General features: G+C 35.5%; 21 protein-coding genes. 15 read left to right on the top strand and 6 right to left on the bottom strand.

What is annotated here, in order from left to right:
• The first annotated feature begins 22 nt into the window (after positions 1-22).
• The 5 genes from ACNFU2_RS14015 (at position 23) to tsaB (ending at position 3,616) form a co-directional block, all read left to right on the top strand.
• Positions 23-709: a LysE family translocator gene (locus tag ACNFU2_RS14015; protein ID WP_172281688.1), complete on the top strand. Its 687-nt coding sequence runs from the start codon at positions 23-25 to the stop codon at positions 707-709.
• Positions 706-1,635, top strand: coding sequence for a S66 peptidase family protein (locus ACNFU2_RS14010; RefSeq protein ID WP_273650249.1), 930 nt, complete (start codon positions 706-708; stop codon positions 1,633-1,635). The genes ACNFU2_RS14015 and ACNFU2_RS14010 overlap by 4 nt, the downstream gene beginning before the upstream one ends.
• 49 nt (positions 1,636-1,684) lie before the next feature.
• Entirely contained in the window at positions 1,685-2,056 is a 372-nt protein-coding gene (locus tag ACNFU2_RS14005; protein WP_273650248.1) for a YraN family protein, read from the top strand.
• A 63-nt stretch (positions 2,057-2,119) separates the two neighbouring features.
• Complete coding sequence (locus ACNFU2_RS14000; RefSeq protein ID WP_273650247.1) at positions 2,120-2,869, top strand: SDR family NAD(P)-dependent oxidoreductase; 750 nt, start codon at positions 2,120-2,122, stop codon at positions 2,867-2,869.
• 66 nt (positions 2,870-2,935) lie between these two features.
• Positions 2,936-3,616: a tRNA (adenosine(37)-N6)-threonylcarbamoyltransferase complex dimerization subunit type 1 TsaB gene (gene tsaB / locus ACNFU2_RS13995; protein ID WP_273650246.1), complete on the top strand. Its 681-nt coding sequence runs from the start codon at positions 2,936-2,938 to the stop codon at positions 3,614-3,616.
• A gap of 16 nt (positions 3,617-3,632) precedes the next feature.
• Here the strand turns inward: tsaB and ACNFU2_RS13990 are convergent, their stop codons facing one another.
• The 4 genes from ACNFU2_RS13990 to ACNFU2_RS13975 form a co-directional block, all read right to left on the bottom strand.
• Positions 3,633-6,254: a tetratricopeptide repeat protein gene (locus ACNFU2_RS13990; RefSeq protein WP_306613201.1), complete on the bottom strand. Its 2,622-nt coding sequence runs from the start codon at positions 6,252-6,254 to the stop codon at positions 3,633-3,635.
• Between the two features lie 86 nt (positions 6,255-6,340).
• A complete protein-coding gene (locus tag ACNFU2_RS13985; protein WP_273650244.1) occupies positions 6,341-6,895 on the bottom strand; it encodes a Maf family protein in 555 nt (184 codons plus the stop codon).
• A gap of 9 nt (positions 6,896-6,904) precedes the next feature.
• Entirely contained in the window at positions 6,905-7,423 is a 519-nt protein-coding gene (locus tag ACNFU2_RS13980) for a KdsC family phosphatase (protein WP_172281674.1), read from the bottom strand.
• Positions 7,413-8,162, bottom strand: coding sequence for a Rossmann-like and DUF2520 domain-containing protein (locus tag ACNFU2_RS13975; protein WP_172281672.1), 750 nt, complete (start codon positions 8,160-8,162; stop codon positions 7,413-7,415). The genes ACNFU2_RS13980 and ACNFU2_RS13975 overlap by 11 nt, the downstream gene beginning before the upstream one ends.
• 95 nt (positions 8,163-8,257) lie before the next feature.
• Between ACNFU2_RS13975 and ACNFU2_RS13970 the strand changes: the two genes are divergently transcribed.
• The 5 genes from ACNFU2_RS13970 (at position 8,258) to lepA (ending at position 13,016) form a co-directional block, all read left to right on the top strand.
• Entirely contained in the window at positions 8,258-8,815 is a 558-nt protein-coding gene (locus ACNFU2_RS13970; RefSeq protein ID WP_172281670.1) for an RNA polymerase sigma factor, read from the top strand.
• A gap of 13 nt (positions 8,816-8,828) precedes the next feature.
• Complete coding sequence (locus ACNFU2_RS13965; protein ID WP_172281668.1) at positions 8,829-9,365, top strand: hypothetical protein; 537 nt, start codon at positions 8,829-8,831, stop codon at positions 9,363-9,365.
• Positions 9,366-9,373: 8 nt separating this feature from the next.
• Entirely contained in the window at positions 9,374-9,883 is a 510-nt protein-coding gene (locus tag ACNFU2_RS13960; RefSeq protein ID WP_273650243.1) for a hypothetical protein, read from the top strand.
• A 239-nt stretch (positions 9,884-10,122) separates the two neighbouring features.
• The gene (locus tag ACNFU2_RS13955; RefSeq protein ID WP_273650242.1) at positions 10,123-11,142 is read left to right on the top strand and encodes a hypothetical protein; all 1,020 of its coding nucleotides are present in this window, start codon (positions 10,123-10,125) and stop codon (positions 11,140-11,142) included.
• A 77-nt stretch (positions 11,143-11,219) separates the two neighbouring features.
• Positions 11,220-13,016: a translation elongation factor 4 gene (gene lepA, locus ACNFU2_RS13950; RefSeq protein ID WP_172281662.1), complete on the top strand. Its 1,797-nt coding sequence runs from the start codon at positions 11,220-11,222 to the stop codon at positions 13,014-13,016.
• A 36-nt stretch (positions 13,017-13,052) separates the two neighbouring features.
• On the opposite strand, the gene ACNFU2_RS13945 is transcribed toward lepA, so the two are convergent.
• Together ACNFU2_RS13945 and ACNFU2_RS13940 are read right to left on the bottom strand one after the other, a co-directional pair.
• Positions 13,053-13,268 (bottom strand): hypothetical protein, encoded by a 216-nt coding sequence (locus ACNFU2_RS13945; protein ID WP_273650241.1) that lies wholly within the window; start codon positions 13,266-13,268, stop codon positions 13,053-13,055.
• A gap of 313 nt (positions 13,269-13,581) precedes the next feature.
• A complete protein-coding gene (locus ACNFU2_RS13940; protein ID WP_172281658.1) occupies positions 13,582-14,214 on the bottom strand; it encodes a DUF1579 domain-containing protein in 633 nt (210 codons plus the stop codon).
• A gap of 134 nt (positions 14,215-14,348) precedes the next feature.
• Between ACNFU2_RS13940 and ACNFU2_RS13935 the strand changes: the two genes are divergently transcribed.
• From ACNFU2_RS13935 to ACNFU2_RS13915, 5 genes are all read left to right on the top strand, one after another.
• A complete protein-coding gene (locus ACNFU2_RS13935) occupies positions 14,349-15,026 on the top strand; it encodes an NUDIX hydrolase (protein WP_172281656.1) in 678 nt (225 codons plus the stop codon).
• Between the two features lie 243 nt (positions 15,027-15,269).
• On the top strand, positions 15,270-15,812 hold the full coding sequence (locus tag ACNFU2_RS13930; protein WP_273650240.1) for an NADAR family protein: 543 nt from the start codon (positions 15,270-15,272) through the stop codon (positions 15,810-15,812).
• Positions 15,813-16,003: 191 nt separating this feature from the next.
• Positions 16,004-16,198, top strand: coding sequence for a hypothetical protein (locus ACNFU2_RS13925; protein ID WP_418122079.1), 195 nt, complete (start codon positions 16,004-16,006; stop codon positions 16,196-16,198).
• A 2-nt stretch (positions 16,199-16,200) separates the two neighbouring features.
• Entirely contained in the window at positions 16,201-17,010 is an 810-nt protein-coding gene (locus tag ACNFU2_RS13920; protein WP_418124907.1) for an SPFH domain-containing protein, read from the top strand.
• Between the two features lie 49 nt (positions 17,011-17,059).
• Positions 17,060-17,968, top strand: coding sequence for a sugar kinase (locus ACNFU2_RS13915; RefSeq protein WP_273650238.1), 909 nt, complete (start codon positions 17,060-17,062; stop codon positions 17,966-17,968).
• Positions 17,969-17,988: the final 20 nt, after the last annotated feature.

Here is a 17,988-nt window from a genome sequence, read left to right as displayed (position 1 = left end):
TTCCGTTTTAAAGCCATATTAAATGTTTGAACTTGTACTTTCTGCTGTCATATTAGGATTCATGTTAAGCCTGGTTTTCATAGGACCTATTTTTTTCCTTTTAATTGAAACCAGCTTCTCAAGAGGTCCCAGACATGCTTTAGCGCTTGATCTTGGTGTAATTACGGCAGATTTGCTTTGCATTGTGGCCGCCTATTATGCGAGTGCGGATCTTGTGAACCTGATTGATAAGCACCCTGGATTTTACAGGATTACATCCATTCTTATTTTTGTATATGGGGTTGTTATGTTGGTTACCAAAACCAAGATGCATATGCCCGGTGAAGAAAGAATCATTGGTCAAAATTATTTTAAGACTTTTATTAATGGTTTTTTCTTCAATCTTTTAAATGTAGGTGTTATTCTTTTCTGGTTGGTTACTGTTATTTCGGTAAGAAACCAGTACCCTGACATCAGTAATTTTATTCTTTATATAGGGATTGTAATAGGCACCTATTTATGCATTGATCTTGCTAAAATTTTCCTTGCCAAACAATTCCATGACAGGCTTACTCAAAAGCTGGCCAATAAGATCAGAAGAATTGTAGGTGGAATTCTTATTATTTTCAGTTTTTTCATCTTTTTACAGAGCTTTAAAAAATTTAATCAGTTTGATAAACGTCTGGAAGAAGCAGAGAAAAAAGAAGTCAAATATCAAAAATCAAAATGAAAAAAAATATCTTTCCAAAGTCCCTTAAAAAAGGAGATAAGATAGCTATTATTTCTCCGGCAGGAGCAGTTGATGAATCCCAGCTCGAAAAAGGAATTTCCGTGATTAAAGCGAAAGGTTTTGAACCTGTTTTAGGAAAACATTTGTATACCAGATTTTCTAAGGGATACAACTATGCCGGAACAGAAAAGGAAAGATTGAAAGATATAAACTGGGCCTTCAATGACTCCGAAATTTCTGCGATCTGGGCCTCCAGGGGCGGATACGGGTGTCAGCATCTTATCCAGCGCATAAAACTTACACAGTTTTTAAAAGATCCAAAATGGTATATCGGATATTCAGACAATACAGTAATCCAAAGTTATTTACTGAAAAAAGGATTTGTATCTATTCATGGCCAGACAATTAAAACTTCCAGTTTCGGAGTTACAGAAGAAAGCTATGATTTAGTTTTTGATATTCTGAAAGGAAAAGCTCCAAAATATGGTTTACAGACCAATCAATTGAATAGAGAAGGCAATATTGAAGGCGAATTGATTGGGGGAAATTTAGCTCTGATCTATGCACTTTTAGGAACACCCTACTCTTTTGATTTTAAAGGTAAAATATTATTTATTGAAGATATCGGAGAAAATTACTATGCCCTGGATCGAATGATCATGAGTTTGGAATTAGCCGGAGTTTTAAAAAAAATCAAAGGACTTATTGTTGGTGGAATGACCAATATGGGTGATGAAAAAGAGAATAAAAATTATGAGGAAAGTTTCGATGAATTTGCCTATAAACTAATCTCTGAAAGAATTTCAAAATATAAATTTCCCGTTATTTTTGGTTTTCCAAACGGACATATCAAAGACAACAGACCATTGATTATCGGTGGAAATGTGAAAATGAAAGTTGGAAGTAAAGTTAAGATAGAATTTTAATCAGGCATTAATTTTCACTTTTTTAATCTTTTAAATGTAAAAAAGACAGATGGCATCTCACAATGATTTTGGAAAAATAGCAGAAGATTTTGCCGTAGAACATTTGCAGAGAAACGGATATAAAATTCTTGCCAGAAACTACCGGTTTCAAAGAGCCGAGATTGATATTATTTCGGAAATAAAAAATCTGATTGTAGTTATTGAAGTAAAAGCACGTTCTACAGATGCTTTTATGCTGCCTCAGGAAGCTGTTACGAAAACAAAGATCAGATCTATTGTTAATGCTGCTGATCATTATCTCGAAGAGTTTAATCATGTGAAGGAAGTACGCTTCGATATTATTTCAGTTTTGCCGGATGAAAAAGGAAAATTGGTTCTTGAACATATTGAAGATGCATTCCAGGCATTTGACGCCAATTAAAATTTAATTCAAAATGTACCGTGATTCACTGATCGGGTTACTAAGAAATTGCTACAATAAGATATGAAAACAATATTAATAACCGGAGCAACTTCCGGGATTGGAAAGTCAACAGCAGAGCTTTTTGCTAAACAAGGAAACAGGGTTATTATCTGTGGAAGAAGAAGCGAAGTATTGGAGTCTGTACAAAGCGAATTATCAGCTTTTACAGAAGTACTCAGCTTAAAATTTGACGTTAGGAACCTTGAAGAAGTAGAAAATGCAATCAATTCTCTTCCTGAGGAATGGAAAAATATTGATGTTTTGGTTAATAATGCCGGAAATGCGCATGGTTTAGATCCTCTTTCGGCTGGAAAAACGGACGACTGGGATTCTATGATCGATGGAAATGTAAAAGGACTTTTATATGTTTCTAAAACGATTATTCCAGGAATGAAAGAAAGAAATTCCGGACATATCGTTAATATCAGCTCAGTAGCTGCCAAACAGACCTACGTCAATGGTGTTGTATACTGTGCGACCAAAAAGGCAGTTGATGTCGTTTCCGAAGGAATGCGTTTGGAGCTCACTGAATTCGGAATAAGAGTAACTAATATTCAGCCGGGAGCTGTAGAAACAGATTTCTCTTTGATACGATTCAAAGGGGATCATGAAAGAGCTTCTACCGTATATGCTGGTTATGAGCCTTTAAAGGCTGAAGATATAGCAGATGCTATTGCCTATTGTGTAAATGCTCCAAAACATGTGAATGTGTCAGATATGACAATCTATCCGAGTGCACAAAGTGAACCGAGAACAATCTACAGAAAATAGATTTAAAAGGATTAAATTTGCAGATATTATTTAAGTGTATTTAAACCTGCCGATAAGCTTACAAAAATGAAAATATTATATCTAGAAACCTCTTCTAAAAACTGCTCAGTTGCCATTTCAGATAATGATAAACTCCTGTGTGTATGTGAAGAAGTTTCTGAAAACTATAAACAATCCGAAAGCTTGCATACCTTTGTAGAGTGGGCATTGGAAGGGGCAGGAATTTCCATTAAAGAGATTGAAGCCATATCCTTGGGAAAAGGCCCCGGCTCTTATACTGGATTAAGGATTGGTGCAGCTTCTGCAAAAGGATTTTGTTATGGTTTAAAAATTCCTCTGATTGCGGTGAATTCTCTCGAAAGCATGAAAGAGCCCTTTTTAGGACAAAACTATGATGTAATCATACCCTTAGTTGACGCAAGGAGAATGGAGGTTTATACGGCAGCTTATGACGGTATTACGGGAAAAGAGATTTCTTCTACGGAAGCTAAAATTCTTGATGAACAATCTTTTAATGAATGGTCGGATAAAAAAATACTTTTTGTAGGAGACGGCGCTAGAAAGGCAAAAGAAATACTGCAGTTACCCAACGCAGAATATAATGAAGAGGTATACCCTTCCGCACAACACCTGATAAAGAAGACGCTTGAAAAAACAGAAAGTAAAGACTACGAAGATATTGCCTACTTTGAACCTTTTTATGTAAAAGATTTTCATGGAGTAAAGAAAAAGAAAAGCGAAGATTAAATCTTCGCTTTTTTATTTATTTTGGCCTTGGAGGCTGTGAATTCGGATTCTGCATTTGAAGATCCTGCTTATTCTGATCAGGATTCCCAAACCTTTTTGATTTTTTCTTTACAGGTGGCTGGCCGTTAAAGTCCTGTATTTTTTGAGGATCGTTATTATCCGGGCCGGTAGGAACATTATTCTGTGAAGCAGGTTGTACTGGTACATTATTCTGGTTCTGAGGTATCGTATTTCCTTTGTTGTCCGTTGCCTGGAACGCAAGATCACTCTTCAGATAGTTCAGCATTTCCTTAGCTTTAATACCTTCAGGTGTTTTGGCATAATTTAATGCAATCTGTTCCAATTGTAGAATCATTACTTCTTTACCACTGGACTTTCCGGTATTGAAAGCATTCAGTAAATACAATTTTGGGACTAATGCATCTTTCGGATACTTCTCAATAGTCTGGTCAATGACATTCTTACTATCACTGAATTTTTCTGCTTCATATAATGCGTATGCTCTTTTGTATTCATTTTCAACATCTTCAGAGGATTTTACAAATGAATTATTTTTAGGATTTCTTGCAAATTCCGCATACGAAGTATAAGGATAATCTGTCAACAGGATCTGTTTTGCCTTCTCTGATGCCTGTGGGTTTTTCTCATAATTCATTGCAAAAATTTCATACAACGCCTGCAATAGTACTTTTTCTTCCGGCTTTACATCAACCAGATCATACAGTGTTTTAGTCGCTAAAGGCGTGTTGGTAAAATAGTTCTGGTACATGATCCCTAATCCTAAAGAAGCCGTATCTCTATCCTTTTTCAGTTGTCCTAGTTTACCCGCATCCGTTGGAATCTGTTCAATATAGAAAGCAGGTTCAAAACGTCTCGGATCGGGAGCTGATGTTACTCCCAGCGCTTCATTCTTCATATCATCAATAGAAGACATTTTTTTAGAATAACGCCAGTTATCACTTAATGCCCTGTCACCCCAAACCTGTTTAAATGAGGAAGTACCCTTGCTTACAGTTCCCGTATTGCTAAAATAAAATCCTTTAGGAGCTGTTCCGAAATCTTCAAAAGAAGTTGAACTATTGGCAAAAATAGAGTTGGAATTATAATCTCCCGTGTCAAAACCTTTATTTCTTTCAGCACGTCTTCTTTCCAATTCTTCTTTTTCTTCCTTGGCTTTTAATTTGGCAATATGCTTGGCAAAAAATTCAGTTTTTTGAGCATCAGTCATTTTTGCTAATGAAAGAATACTGTCATTTTTTTTGATCAGGTAATAGTTTCTTGAGATCTTTTTAATATTCTCGGACTGATCTTTTAAAAGGACTTTAGATGGTTCATAGGTCATAACAGCAAGCGCAGAGTCATAATATGCTCCGGCACCGATGTAATCATTTTTGTCCAGGTAATTTTTTCCTATCTCGTAATAAGCAAGACCGCGAACCTGCGGATCAGATACCTTTTCCGTCAAAGATTTTCTGAAAAACTGTTGTCCCTCTTCTTTTTTACCCGCCTTGTTGGCCATAAGTCCTAAAGCATAATAAAATTCATTCTTTCTGGACATGTAAGTTCCCTTGTTACTGATCTTCTCCAGATAATTCTTAGCACCATTATAATCCCCTTTTCCATTGAAGGTTTTTGCGATTTCAATCTGCGATTTAACTTCAAATTCAAAATCATTCGCATATTTATAAGCAGCTAAAAAACTTTCTCTGGCCTTTTCATTCTGGCCCAGTCCTTCCAGGATCTGTCCTCTTAAATATGAAATTCGGCTTTTTAATTTACTGTTATTGTTAAGTTCAAATGCTCTGTCAAGTTCTTTTACTGCCTCTTCTTTTTTACCTGCATCCAAAAGAGTTTCTGAATTATAAATGCTCAATAATTTATCATCATTTTTACTGATCCCCTCTCCTTTCAGCTTAGTGAAAATCTCCTGAGCTTTATGATAATCTTTCATCTGGGCATAAGCCTGTCCCTGATAAACCTTAGCTAATGGTAATCTTTTGTCTTCTTTCATATGAGTGAAAACATAATTTAAGGCATCAAGGGCTTCTAAAGGTTTGTCCTGATAGATCCGGGATTGAACAAGGATCATATAGGCATCAAAAATCTGTTTATTCTTTTCTTCCCCGTTTCTCACTACCGAATACTTATTGATAGCTTTTAAAGCCTTTGATTCTGCAATTTGAAGCGCGGTAGCTCCTTTTACCTCAGGCTGATTGGAATCATTTCCCGTTAGACCTGCAACAGCGGAATTAACTTTGTCTTTTACCATACCGGGAATATCCTGGAGACCAGGCTTACCCGGAGGCCCGCTTGCTCCCCTTCCGGAAGAATTAGAAGGCTTATTTACTTCGGCCATTTTCATAGAATTTTCTGCAAAGGCCGTTGATTGTCCAAGATCACTTCCCAAGGGCTGATTTTCATAGGTAAGTATAGGAATATAAGGAGCATAAAAGTTATCTTTATGCCCCTTATCTCTGGTCGTAAATTCACTGTTCAATGCATCTTTTGCATTAAATAAAGTGTTATAATATGTGGAAAAACCTTTTAAGAACTTTGATCGTTGCTCCGGTTTTTTTACCTTGGTGGCACAGGATACAACAAAACATGCTGCTAAAAGGAATAAAATATTCTTTTTCATTATTTCAATATAACTAGCTAATCTACTTTTTATTATCAAAAGTTTGATGATTTTGTAAAAATAATAAAATTTTATATTGGAAAAATTTATATTTCTTTCAATATTTTGTAAACCAGATGTGTTGGAAGCCCCATTATTGTATAAAAACTACCGGATAATTTTTTGATCTTTGCCATTCCCAGCCATTCCTGGATACCATAACTTCCTGCTTTATCAAAAGGTTTGTAATGGGTAATATAATAATCAATTTCCTCATTGGAAATTTCATCGAGTTCCACATCTGCAACATCCGTTTCTGTAAAAACCTGATCAACCGTCTGTATGGTAATTCCTGTATATACCTGATGCGTTTTTCCGGAAAGCAATCGCAGCATATGCTGAGCATCGGCTTCATCTTTCGGTTTTCCAAGAATTTGATTATTTAAGGCAACAACGGTATCTGCAGTGAGTAAAACTTCACCCGCCTCAAGTGGACGGAATGAGTTTGCCTTTAATTGAGAAAGATAGGCAGCCGCATTTTCAATAGCCATATCATCAGGAATGATTTCTTCACAATCTATTGTTACTACTTCAAAATCAAATCCAAGGCTGGAAAGCAATTCCTTTCTTCTGGGTGATTGTGATGCTAAATGTAATTTCATATCAAGTATTTATACAGATTGTGTGTTGTCATCATGCCAGTTTCCCTGCACCTTCATTACCTGCTCGATTACGTCACGTACAGCTCCACTTCCACCCTGCTTTGTGGAAATATAATCAGCGATGCCTTTGATTTCGGGAACAGCATTTTCTGGACAGGCTGCGATGGCTGAACTTTCCATAATATGCAGGTCAGGAAGATCATCACCCATTGTCAGGATCTCTTCATTTTTAAGATTGTATTTCTTTTTAAAATCTTCAAAATCAGCCATTTTATCATGTGATTTGGCATAATAATCTTCTATACCCAGATAATTGATGCGATGTTTTACCATCTCATCATTTCCTCCGGTAATCACCCCTATTAAATAATTATTTTTTAAAGCTTTTACTACTGCATAGCCGTCCAGAACATTCATCACTCTGCTCATATTTCCACCCGGCATCAGATACACACTTCCATCGGTAAAAACACCGTCCACGTCAAATACGAATGCTTTAATATCTTTTAATTTCTCTTTATAACCCATACATTTTTTTAATAGAATGATTCATTACTTTATATATTTCAAGGCTTTCATCCTTTAGCAATTGCTCATGAAGTTCCAATACCCTTACATCATTTCTTACAGCCGGACCCGTTTGCGCAAGCCTGGGTTCAATTTCATGAATTTTTTGAACGGTTTCATCAATTAACGGAAGAAAATAGTCGAACGGAATCTCCTGGGAATCCGATATTTCTTTGGCTTTAGAAAAAAGGTGATTCACAAAATTACAGGCGAAAACCGCTGTAAGATGGATATATTTTCTTTTGTCATGACTACTTTCCATTACATGATCAGATATTTTGGATGCCAGTTCAAAAAGAATCTCTTTATCTTTTTCGGTTTCTGTCTCTATGAAAAAAGGGATTTTCTTGTAGGTGAGATCTTTGGATTTAGAAAATGTCTGTAAAGGATAAAAACTTGCTTTCCTGTACTCCCCTGCTAAAAGCTCCTTAGGAAGCGAGCCTGAAGTATGAGCAACAAGTGAATCTTTTTTAGTGATCATTGCTGAAACATTCTGTACAGAGTTATCACTTACACAGATAATATATAAATCGGCATCTTCCAGCTTTTCCGTAGAATAAGGAATATGTAACTCCGCAGCTATTTTTTCCAAATCCTTTTCATTTCGTCCAAAAATCTGAGCTAACGGAATGTTATTCAGAACAAAGGCTTTTGCCAGATGGTATGCGACATTTCCGGAACCTATAATTACAATTTGCATATAACAAAGATAATATTTTATGAGTTTTGGACTGAAAATTGAACAAAGTATTTAACTTTTAGATATTTTTGTAATCCAAAACAGTGAAAGCATCTATGAAGATTAAGGACGCGGAAATTATTACGCTGATGCAAAATCCCCGAACTCAGGATAAAGGAGTTCGTGCCTTGATGGATGCTTATCAAAGTAGATTATATTGGCATATACGAAGAATTATTGTAGACGGAGATCTTGCTCAGGATACGTTGCAGGATACTTTTATAAAAGCCTATCAGAATTTTCACCAGTTCAAAAATGATAGCCAGCTGTATACTTGGTTGTACAGGATAGCTACCAACGAAGCATTACAGCAAGTTAATAAAATGAAAAAAATGCAAAAAACTGATGAAGATGCTGAGTATCATATGCAAAATCTTGTAGCGGATAATGCTGAAAAAGATGCCGATGAAATACAGGTTTTATTACAGAATGCTATACAGAGTCTGCCTGAAAAACAGAAACTCGTATTTATGATGCGGTATTATGATGATTTGCCTTACGAAGAGATATCAAAAATTGTTGATATGTCCGTAGGAACCTTAAAAACAAATTATCACTATGCCAAACAAAAGATAGAAGAATATATTAAAGAAAATTACGAGAATAATTTTTGATTAACATAATAAGATGAAAGAGTTCGATATAGAGAAATTAGAACGTAAAAACATTTACAAAGCTCCTGATGATATGTTTAATATGATCCAGGAAAGAGTGATGAATGACGTGAAGGCAAATAAAAAAGCACCCATATTTAAATTAAATTGGATGTATGCGGTTGCCGCGTCATTAGCTTTGATCTTTGGAAGTATTTTTGTTTTCAATTCCGATCAAAATACAATAAAAGATTCTGGTATTTCTGAAGTAAGTTATGCAAAGAATGACCAGGCCCCAAAGAGTGAAAGCGAGCTTGCCTACGAAACTTTGAAATCTGATTTAATTTCTGTGGAAAGCACGGATCAAATAGTTCAAAACAAGAAAAGTGCAGAGATAGACGATTCTCAGGATACTGAAGCAGAAACAGTTTCAAAACCCCAGAACGGAGTCGCTGTTTCAAAGCAGACTGAAACTAAAATGAACGAATATCTGGATTCATTTTCTAATTCTGAGATTGCAGAACTAGCCAAGAATTCAACAGAAGACGTTTATTTAGATTTATATAATTAAAAGAAGAGATGAAAAAGATATTATTTACCCTTTTTATTATTTACGGCTTTTGTTTAAATGCTCAAAGGACGGATTATGACTGGAAAAAGATGGACCCTAAACAAAGAAAGGAGATCATCAATAACCTTTCTCCGGAAGAGAGAAAAGATCTTTTGAAAAAATTCAGAGATAATATGATGCTGGACAATCTGAATGTAGATGAGAAAGATAAAGCAGAATTTACGGCTATTTATAATGAATACATAGATAATCAGAAACAGATAAAAAGCCAGTTTAATCCTGATTTTGATCCTGATAAAATGTCTGATGAAGAAGCCAAAGTCAAGCTACAGCAAAGCTTTGAGCTGGGACAAAAATTACTGGATAATAGAAAAAAATATGCTGAGAAAATGCAGCGGGTAGTTCCCTGTCAGAAAGTACTGAAATTGTTTCAATCGGAGTGGAGGATGAGAGATAAGATGAATGACAGAAAGCCTCACGATCATAACAATTCGGGAACTCCGAAACAAAACCCATAATAGTTTATTTTTTTAATGTTGGACGACTCTTACGAATCTTTTTGTAAGAGTCGTTTGATTTTATGTTTGAAATGATATTTTGTGGCAAGCATTGTTAGAACAATTATCGTTACGGGAGACTGCATTTTTTCAAAATAAGATTTAAAATAATATAGAGATTAATAGCTTTTATGAATGTTTTTTGTTTGGTGTAGTTGGTTTAAAACTAATCTTTACTTTTGCAAAAAATATAAAAAAAGATGAAGAAATTACTTCAGACTGCAAGCCTTTTTATTGCAATCACCGTATTATCTCAGGGAAAAGAATACATCAAATTCAAAGGGAGTATTCCAAATTACGGAAAAGAAACTTATAAGTCTTTAACGGTCATTGATCAAAGAGAAGACAAAAAAATAGGAATTCTTCCTTTTGGAAATCAAAAAGAAGAGAAGGAAGTTGTTTTCCTTACAAGCCCGGGAAATGATTTAGGAAACTGGTATAAAAAAGGAAATGATGAGGGAGGAAGTGCAGACCTGGTTCTGATTTTAAAAAAGCTTAAATTAAGTGTTGGAGAAACAATTGGAAAAAATACAAGCGGGAGCATTGATTTTTCAGCCCAGACTTTTTCAAAGGAAGGGGACCAATATCGTTTCCTATATAAAAAAGATACTGTAGTTACACTCAATAATAAGGAAATTGCAGAACTTTTAGTTAAGAATGTTCCTAATGTTTTTTTTGATTTATTCATGAGAACATACAGAAAGAGACCTGTTGGAAATGCTGTATCTATCAACGAGCTTTCTGATTATGAATCATTTGTCAATAACAATTATGCAGTATATAAGAGCGATCAGTTAAAGGATGGGATTTATTTGGATCACTTTTCATTCTTTAACCAGACTCCCGAGCCCGGAAATTATCTACTTGAAAGGAATGAAAAAGGGGAGGTGACAAAAGCACTAAAAGAGGAAAATGGTAAAAAGAATAAGATTCCTGCCTACAAAATGTTTGCTTATGTGGAAAACGGAAAGGCTTATAAAAAGGGATTATCAGGCTTTCTGGATTTAAATAGAAATGAAAAAGGATTTTATGTGGTAAGCAACAGAGGATATCTTTTTCCTGCAGCTTCTAATAATACATTAGGAATGTTTGGTTTAATTGGAGGTGTTGCTGATGCAATTCAACAGGGAGCAGAACAAAAGAAAATGAAAAAAGGGGATAAGTTTGAAATCTATATTGATCCTTTAACGGGAGAATACGATTTTCCTTCGGAATTATAAATTAATTTCACTGATTAAAATTAACAGCAATGAATTGTCTTGCTTTTTTTTATCTTTGCAAATTACAAGGTTCTTAAATGAAAAACATACGAAATTTTTGCATAATCGCTCATATTGACCACGGTAAAAGTACTTTGGCGGATCGTTTATTGGAATATACCAATACAGTTACCCAGAGGGAATTACAGTCTCAGACGCTGGATGATATGGATTTGGAGAAAGAACGTGGGATTACGATTAAATCTCACGCGATCCAGATGGATTATGAATATAAAGGGGAAAAATATATTTTAAATCTGATCGATACCCCGGGACACGTGGATTTCTCTTATGAGGTTTCCAGATCAATTGCTGCCTGCGAAGGAGCGCTTCTTATTGTAGATGCTGCTCAAAGTATTCAGGCACAGACTATTAGTAATCTTTATCTTGCATTGGAGAATGATCTGACGATCATTCCTATTCTTAATAAAATCGATTTACCTTCAGCCAATCCTGAAGAAGTGACTGATGAAATCATGAATTTAATTGGTTGCGAATATGAAGATGTATTAAGGGTTTCCGGGAAAACCGGTGAAGGGGTTCATCATCTGCTTGAGCAGATTGTGGAAAGAATTCCTGCTCCTGTAGGAGATCCTGATGCACCACTTCAGGCTTTGATCTTCGATTCCGTATACAATCCTTTCCGTGGTATAGAAGCCTATTTTAAAGTAGTAAATGGAAGTATTTCCAAAAACGAAAAAATAAAATTTTTTGCCACTGGAAAAGAATATGGAGCTGACGAAGTAGGGACTTTAAAGCTGAAGCAGGTTCCTAAAAAGACAATTGGATGTGGAGATGTAGGATATTTGGTTTCTGGAATTAAAGATGCTAGAGAAGTTAAGGTAGGAGACACCATCACTTCTTTCGATAAACCTGCAAGTGGACCGATTGAAGGATTTGAGGAAGTTAAACCGATGGTATTTGCAGGGATTTATCCTATTGATTCTGAGGATTTTGAGGAACTTAGATTTTCATTAGAGAAGTTAAGGCTTAACGACGCTTCTTTGGTTTTTGAACCGGAAAGTTCTGCTGCTCTGGGCTTTGGGTTCCGATGTGGTTTCTTAGGAATGCTGCATATGGAAATTGTTCAGGAGCGATTGGATAGGGAATTCAATATGAACGTTATCACTACGGTACCGAACGTTTCTTATTTCGGATATACTAAAAAAGAACCGGATGTTCCTATTTTGATTAATAACCCGTCTGAAATGATGGATCCATCTACAATGGATAGAGTGGAAGAACCGTTTATTAAAGCTTCTATTATTACCAAATCTGATTTTGTAGGATCGGTAATGACTTTATGTATTGAGAAAAGAGGAGAGATCGTTAACCAAAGTTATTTAACTTCTGAAAGAGTAGAGCTGATATTCAATATGCCTCTGGCAGAAGTTGTATTCGATTTCTACGATAGACTGAAATCCATTTCTAAAGGATATGCATCATTTGATTATCATCCGATCGGATTCAGAGCTTCCAAGCTTGTAAAAATGGATATCCTGATCAATGGCGATATGGTAGATGCCCTTTCTTCATTGATTCACGATAGTAATGCCTATCATATCGGTAAAAAGATGTGTGAAAAGCTTCGTGAACTGATCCCTAGACAGCAGTTTGATATTGCGGTTCAGGCTGCATTGGGAACGAAGGTTATCGCGAGGGAAACCATTAAAGCTCTAAGAAAAGATGTTACAGCGAAGTGTTACGGGGGAGATATTTCCAGAAAACGTAAGCTTTTGGAAAAACAGAAGGAAGGTAAGAAAAAGATGAAACAGATTGGTAGGGTAGAAGTACCGCAATCTGCATTTATGGCCGTATTAAAGCTAAATGATTAATATAAAAAAGACCGATATCATATCGGTCTTTTTATTTTATAGATTTCTCTGCTTATCAATCAGGTTTCTCTGCACGACCAGCGCTCCTAATCCCAGAATAATTTCAACGATACCAAGCATGGTTATCAGTTTAGTACCGCATACAATACATTCAGGCTCAGGAAATGGTTTTTTGCCTATTACAATAATAATAACTCCGCCAATAATGACGATAATTACAATAAGTACTCTTAATAAATTTTTTGCATTCATAATAATGTTAGTTTGTTTTATGCCTACTTTTTAAGGTTTTCGGCCTGGACCTTTTTACTATATCAAATTTCTATAATAAAAGAAGGTGTAGGATCAGGTAAATCACTGAAAATGAGGTGTGTTTTTTACTGTTGTTAATGTTTGCTGATACGTATGATCATAAATATATGTTTTCAACTCCACAATGAAGACATGGAGCGGGCAGGTCTACAACGTTAATTATTTAAACAATAATTTCAGCGTTCCGGTAACAAGTGCATCAGAAACCAATTAGCATAAAAAACCGCTTCAGAGGAAGCGGTTTTTTTATTTTCTATTTTTTACGGGTGAATTTTATTTCCATTGTTTTCATTTCCTTACCGGTTTTGGAGCCGGGACCATACATTTCCATGATTTGAGTGTTATCATCCACGAATGTAAAAACTTCCCTTACATCGCATTCTTTTCCAGGTCTTGCAATGTCAGGCATTTTACCTTTAAATTCAATTGATTTCTTTGAAGCGTTCCAATCTCCTGTAGTATACATTATTCCTGTTCCCATATTATCCATCCATGTACTTACAAATTTTTTAGTCGCATTATCGTATCCAACAATGCTCCTTCCTTCAAAAGGCATTCCCCACATATTACCGGTGTGTACGCTCTCCTGATAGCGTCCGCCAAAGATCATTTTATTGGTACACTCAGATGTACTTTTGATAGGTTTTCCTCCTTCTTCCATCCACATAGTCGTTTCTCCGGTCCACTTCCCATCTGATTTAGCAAGCATTTTGTGCATCTCTCCGGGAGTAGCATATTCAGTCCATGCCTTTACAGCGGTAGCAGAATCTACAGGTTTCCATGCTGCAGAATCAGATCCTGTGGATTCCTTACCCATATTGGGTTTTCCTTTTTCGCAAGCCGTCAATAGAAAAGCTGCGATTACAATGAACATTAGATTTTTCATAAATGTTTAGTTTTAAGTTGGTTATAATTTTAATTTAAAGGTAAGAAATTTTATTTTGTTGGTTTTTGCCTTTTTAACGGTGGAGTTTTTAATTCAAAACATTAACTTTGTGTATTCACAACGCAAACTATATTATGCAGAATATTAAAGTAGCAGTAGATGCAGTTATATTTGGATACTTTGATAAGAAGGATCTTCAGGTTCTTTTGATAAAAAGAAAAATTGATCCTTTCAAAGGAGGATGGGCATTACCGGGCGGATTGGTTCTTGATGATGAAAATCTTGATGATGCTGTAAAAAGAGAACTGTATGAAGAGGCTGGCATAAAGCCCGATTTTCTGGAACAACTTTATACTTTTGGTAATGTGGGTAGGGATCCCAGGAACAGAGTAGTTTCTATAGCTTATTTGGGCCTGGTAAACCCTTCTTACTATGAACTATTTGCAGATTCCGATGCCGAAGACGCACAATGGTTCAGTGTTAATCAGCTTCCAAAGCTTGCTTTTGATCATAAAGGAATACTGGATATTGCGTTAAAAAGACTTCGTACGAAAATTCAATACCAGCCGATTGGTTTCAATCTTCTTAATGAGGAATTTCCGTTTTCTGATCTGGAAAACCTCTATAAAACAATCATTGGCCAGGAGATAGACCGCAGAAATTTCCGTAAAAAGATCATGAGCTATGGTCTTCTCAATGAAACCAACAACCTTAAAAAAGAAGGGAGCGGAAGACCGGGAAAACTATTTACTTTTAATCAGGAGAAATATAAGGAACTTGAGGAGCAAGGATTTTATTTTGAAATCAAATAGGAGTATAAACCATATATTTCTAAGTAAATACATAATAACAAATGATCATCATATCAAATGAAAAACGGGCTTTAGCCCGTTTTTTTATAAAACTATTCGATGGATTATTTAAAATAAAAATGTACAGTAATAAATTAATGTAATTGAAAATCAATGTTTTAAAGATATTAGTGTAAAATTAACGCAAATAAATTTGGAGGGAAATAAAGTATTCTCTTACATTTGTGTAATAATAACGCAAACATGAAATATAATCTGCAAAATATCATCCAAAAGTTTCAAAATAAAGAGGAGTTGGAATTCTTATTTTTCTGGGGTCATACAGCCAAAGATCAGATCACGAAGGCGTGCTTCAGTCAGTGGTATCTGGCTGAATTTGAAGAAGGAGGAGTTATTTATAAAACGGCAGAGCATTATATGATGGCAGAAAAAGCAAGACTATTTAATGATGAGAATATCGAAGCTCTTATCATTGAAGCACAGGACCCAAAGGAGGCAAAGGGATTAGGAAGAAAGATTAAAAACTTTGATCATCATATTTGGGATGAGCATAAATATGAAATTGTAAAGAGAGGAAACTTTTTTAAATTTTTGCAAAACGGAGAGCTTAAAAAATTTCTATTATCAACGGGTGATAAGCTTATTATTGAAGCAAGTCCTTATGATAAGATCTGGGGAATAGGAATGCTGGAATCAGATCCTGAAGCAAAAAATCCGCTTCATTGGAGAGGAGAGAATCTTTTAGGGTTCGCTTTAATGGAGGTCCGGGATGATCTAAAAGAATGATATGGCCCGGGACAGGGATTTATTATCCGTTAAGGCAATAATGTAAAATATTAATCAACAGTGAAAATATGCATTCGGGAAGGATGTTATGTTCATCAATGAAGAATACATTCTTTTAAACAAGATAAACTTATGTCCTGTTTAATTAGCGTAAAAACAACACAAATATTAACTCTTAAAAAAGTAAAGCAATGTTTGGTTTCAGACACATCAAATTCGATTCAATGACTTACGTTCTTCATTTTAAAAATGGGAAAACCGTAAGAGAAGGAAGAGGGCTATCATTCTTTTATTTTGCCCCAAACAGTTCTATTGTAGCAATTCCGATGGGAAGTAATGATCTGCCGTTTATTTTAATGAAAATACGCTTGATTATCAGACGGTAAAAATCCAGGGACAGATCAGCTATAAAATTATTGATCCAAAAGCTTTATCCAATACATTGGATTTTACGGTTAACGAATCAGGAGTATATAAGAAAAATGATATTGAGAAGCTTAACCAGAGAATCATTAACCTGGCACAGACTTCTACTTCATCATTTATCCATGACATGAGTTTAAAAGATGCCATTCGCTCTGCCAAGAAGATTGAGGAACATATTTTAGAAGGGCTTAAGGCTTCAGAAACCATCCAAACCATGGGCATTGAAATATTGGGAGCCAGTATTCTGGCGGTTCAAACCACTCCGGAAATGGCCAGGGCATTAGAAACGGAAACCAGGGAGAAACTCCAGCAGCAGGCAGATGAAGCTATTTATGAGAGAAGAAACTTTGCTGTGGAGCAGGAAAGAAAGATCAAAGAATCTGAACTGAATACAGAGATAGCAGTTGAGGAAAAACAAAAACAGATCGAAGAAAAAAGAATGGAAACAGAGATCCAGCAGGAGGAAAATAATAAGATCCTTAGAGAAATGAAGATTGCTGCTGATATTTCCGTTGAAAATCAAAGAAAACAGCTGATAGAGCAAAAGACAGAAAATGACAGAAAAGAAGCTGAAACCCAGGGCTATGTATTGGAAACCTCATTGAAACCATATAAAGAAATGGATTGGAGAATTCTAAGTGCTTTGAGTGGAAACCAGGATGCAAGATCCAATATTGCACTGGCTTTTAGAGAGCTTGCTGAAAATGCAGGGAAAATAGGAAACTTAAATATAAGCCCGGACTTATTGGAAAATCTCTTAAAACAGCATTAAGCGATGAAAGGAATGAAAAGCATTTAAAATAAGCAATTGAAGTAAAGCCATGAAACCAGAATACGCAATTATTATTAAGAACAAAACGAGATTGGAAGCTTTGATTGAACGGTTCAATACAAAAGCACAGGCCCGGTTTTATATCGAAAGTTCAGGGGGTGATTTTCAGGAATATGTTACTGAACATGAAAAGTTCTATCAGTCATTTCTTGAAGTCCAGACAAAACTTTCCAAAGTAATTAAAAATAAAGTGGTAGAACGAGAATTTGTACCCTCCTTTATTTTCTCTCAAAAGAATTTAATTGTGGTGGTTGGGCAGGATGGGTTGGTAGTGAATGTAGCAAAATACTCTAAAAATATACCTATCGTAGCAATTAACCCTGACCAGGAAAGGTATGATGGAGTACTGCTTCCTTTTAATACAAAAAACTTTCTGGATGGCATTTATTCTGTTATAAACGAAAATTTTAGTTCAAAGAGAATGAAGTTTGCTGAAGCAGTATTGAATGACGGGCAAAAGCTCCTGGCTGTAAATGATCTTTTCATTGGTGTTTCTTCCCATAGCTCAGCAAGGTATAAGGTGGTTATGAACGGAAAAGAAGAGATGCATTCTTCCAGTGGAATTATTGTTTCTACAAAGACAGGAAGTACCGGCTGGCTAAGCTCGATCTTTAATATGGCCTATGGAATTTTAGGATCTAAAGAACTGGAATATCCGGAACTCAATGAAGATGATCTATACTTTGCGGTGAGAGAACCTTTCAAAAGTAAAGCAACACAAACGGAAATTTGCAGTGGGCGAATAAAAAGAGGAAATAGGCTCGTTATAGAATCATTAATGCCAAATAATGGTTTTATATTTAGTGATGGAATTGAACAGGATTTTTTGCAGTTCAATAGTGGTGCAACCGTAGAAATTAAGCTGTCTGATGAAGAGGCGGTTTTGGTAATAAATTAAAAAATGGAAACAAAAATTAA

The organism is Chryseobacterium sp. PTM-20240506 (assembly GCF_048296755.1).
GTDB lineage: Bacteria > Bacteroidota > Bacteroidia > Flavobacteriales > Weeksellaceae > Chryseobacterium > Chryseobacterium proteolyticum.
The sequence above is the reverse complement of the archived record's forward strand: the minus strand, read 5'-3'. Positions and strand labels throughout refer to the sequence as shown.

Excerpts from the sequence above, each read along its gene's own strand:
- ACNFU2_RS13980 (WP_172281674.1), bottom strand. The coding sequence starts at position 7,423 with ATGGGTTATAAAGAGAAATTAAAAGATATTAAAGCATTCGTATTTGAC.
- ACNFU2_RS14000 (WP_273650247.1), top strand. The coding sequence starts at position 2,120 with ATGAAAACAATATTAATAACCGGAGCAACTTCCGGGATTGGAAAGTCA.
- ACNFU2_RS13975 (WP_172281672.1), bottom strand. The coding sequence starts at position 8,162 with ATGCAAATTGTAATTATAGGTTCCGGAAATGTCGCATACCATCTGGCA.
- ACNFU2_RS13990 (WP_306613201.1), bottom strand. The coding sequence starts at position 6,254 with ATGAAAAAGAATATTTTATTCCTTTTAGCAGCATGTTTTGTTGTATCC.
- ACNFU2_RS13935 (WP_172281656.1), top strand. The coding sequence starts at position 14,349 with ATGCAGAATATTAAAGTAGCAGTAGATGCAGTTATATTTGGATACTTT.
- ACNFU2_RS13985 (WP_273650244.1), bottom strand. The coding sequence starts at position 6,895 with ATGAAATTACATTTAGCATCACAATCACCCAGAAGAAAGGAATTGCTT.
- ACNFU2_RS14015 (WP_172281688.1), top strand. The coding sequence starts at position 23 with ATGTTTGAACTTGTACTTTCTGCTGTCATATTAGGATTCATGTTAAGC.
- ACNFU2_RS14005 (WP_273650248.1), top strand. The coding sequence starts at position 1,685 with ATGGCATCTCACAATGATTTTGGAAAAATAGCAGAAGATTTTGCCGTA.
- ACNFU2_RS13915 (WP_273650238.1), top strand. The coding sequence starts at position 17,060 with ATGAAACCAGAATACGCAATTATTATTAAGAACAAAACGAGATTGGAA.
- ACNFU2_RS14010 (WP_273650249.1), top strand. The coding sequence starts at position 706 with ATGAAAAAAAATATCTTTCCAAAGTCCCTTAAAAAAGGAGATAAGATA.
- ACNFU2_RS13930 (WP_273650240.1), top strand. The coding sequence starts at position 15,270 with ATGAAATATAATCTGCAAAATATCATCCAAAAGTTTCAAAATAAAGAG.
- lepA (WP_172281662.1), top strand. The coding sequence starts at position 11,220 with ATGAAAAACATACGAAATTTTTGCATAATCGCTCATATTGACCACGGT.
- ACNFU2_RS13970 (WP_172281670.1), top strand. The coding sequence starts at position 8,258 with ATGAAGATTAAGGACGCGGAAATTATTACGCTGATGCAAAATCCCCGA.
- ACNFU2_RS13945 (WP_273650241.1), bottom strand. The coding sequence starts at position 13,268 with ATGAATGCAAAAAATTTATTAAGAGTACTTATTGTAATTATCGTCATT.
- ACNFU2_RS13965 (WP_172281668.1), top strand. The coding sequence starts at position 8,829 with ATGAAAGAGTTCGATATAGAGAAATTAGAACGTAAAAACATTTACAAA.
- ACNFU2_RS13925 (WP_418122079.1), top strand. The coding sequence starts at position 16,004 with ATGTTTGGTTTCAGACACATCAAATTCGATTCAATGACTTACGTTCTT.
- ACNFU2_RS13940 (WP_172281658.1), bottom strand. The coding sequence starts at position 14,214 with ATGAAAAATCTAATGTTCATTGTAATCGCAGCTTTTCTATTGACGGCT.
- tsaB (WP_273650246.1), top strand. The coding sequence starts at position 2,936 with ATGAAAATATTATATCTAGAAACCTCTTCTAAAAACTGCTCAGTTGCC.
- ACNFU2_RS13955 (WP_273650242.1), top strand. The coding sequence starts at position 10,123 with ATGAAGAAATTACTTCAGACTGCAAGCCTTTTTATTGCAATCACCGTA.
- ACNFU2_RS13960 (WP_273650243.1), top strand. The coding sequence starts at position 9,374 with ATGAAAAAGATATTATTTACCCTTTTTATTATTTACGGCTTTTGTTTA.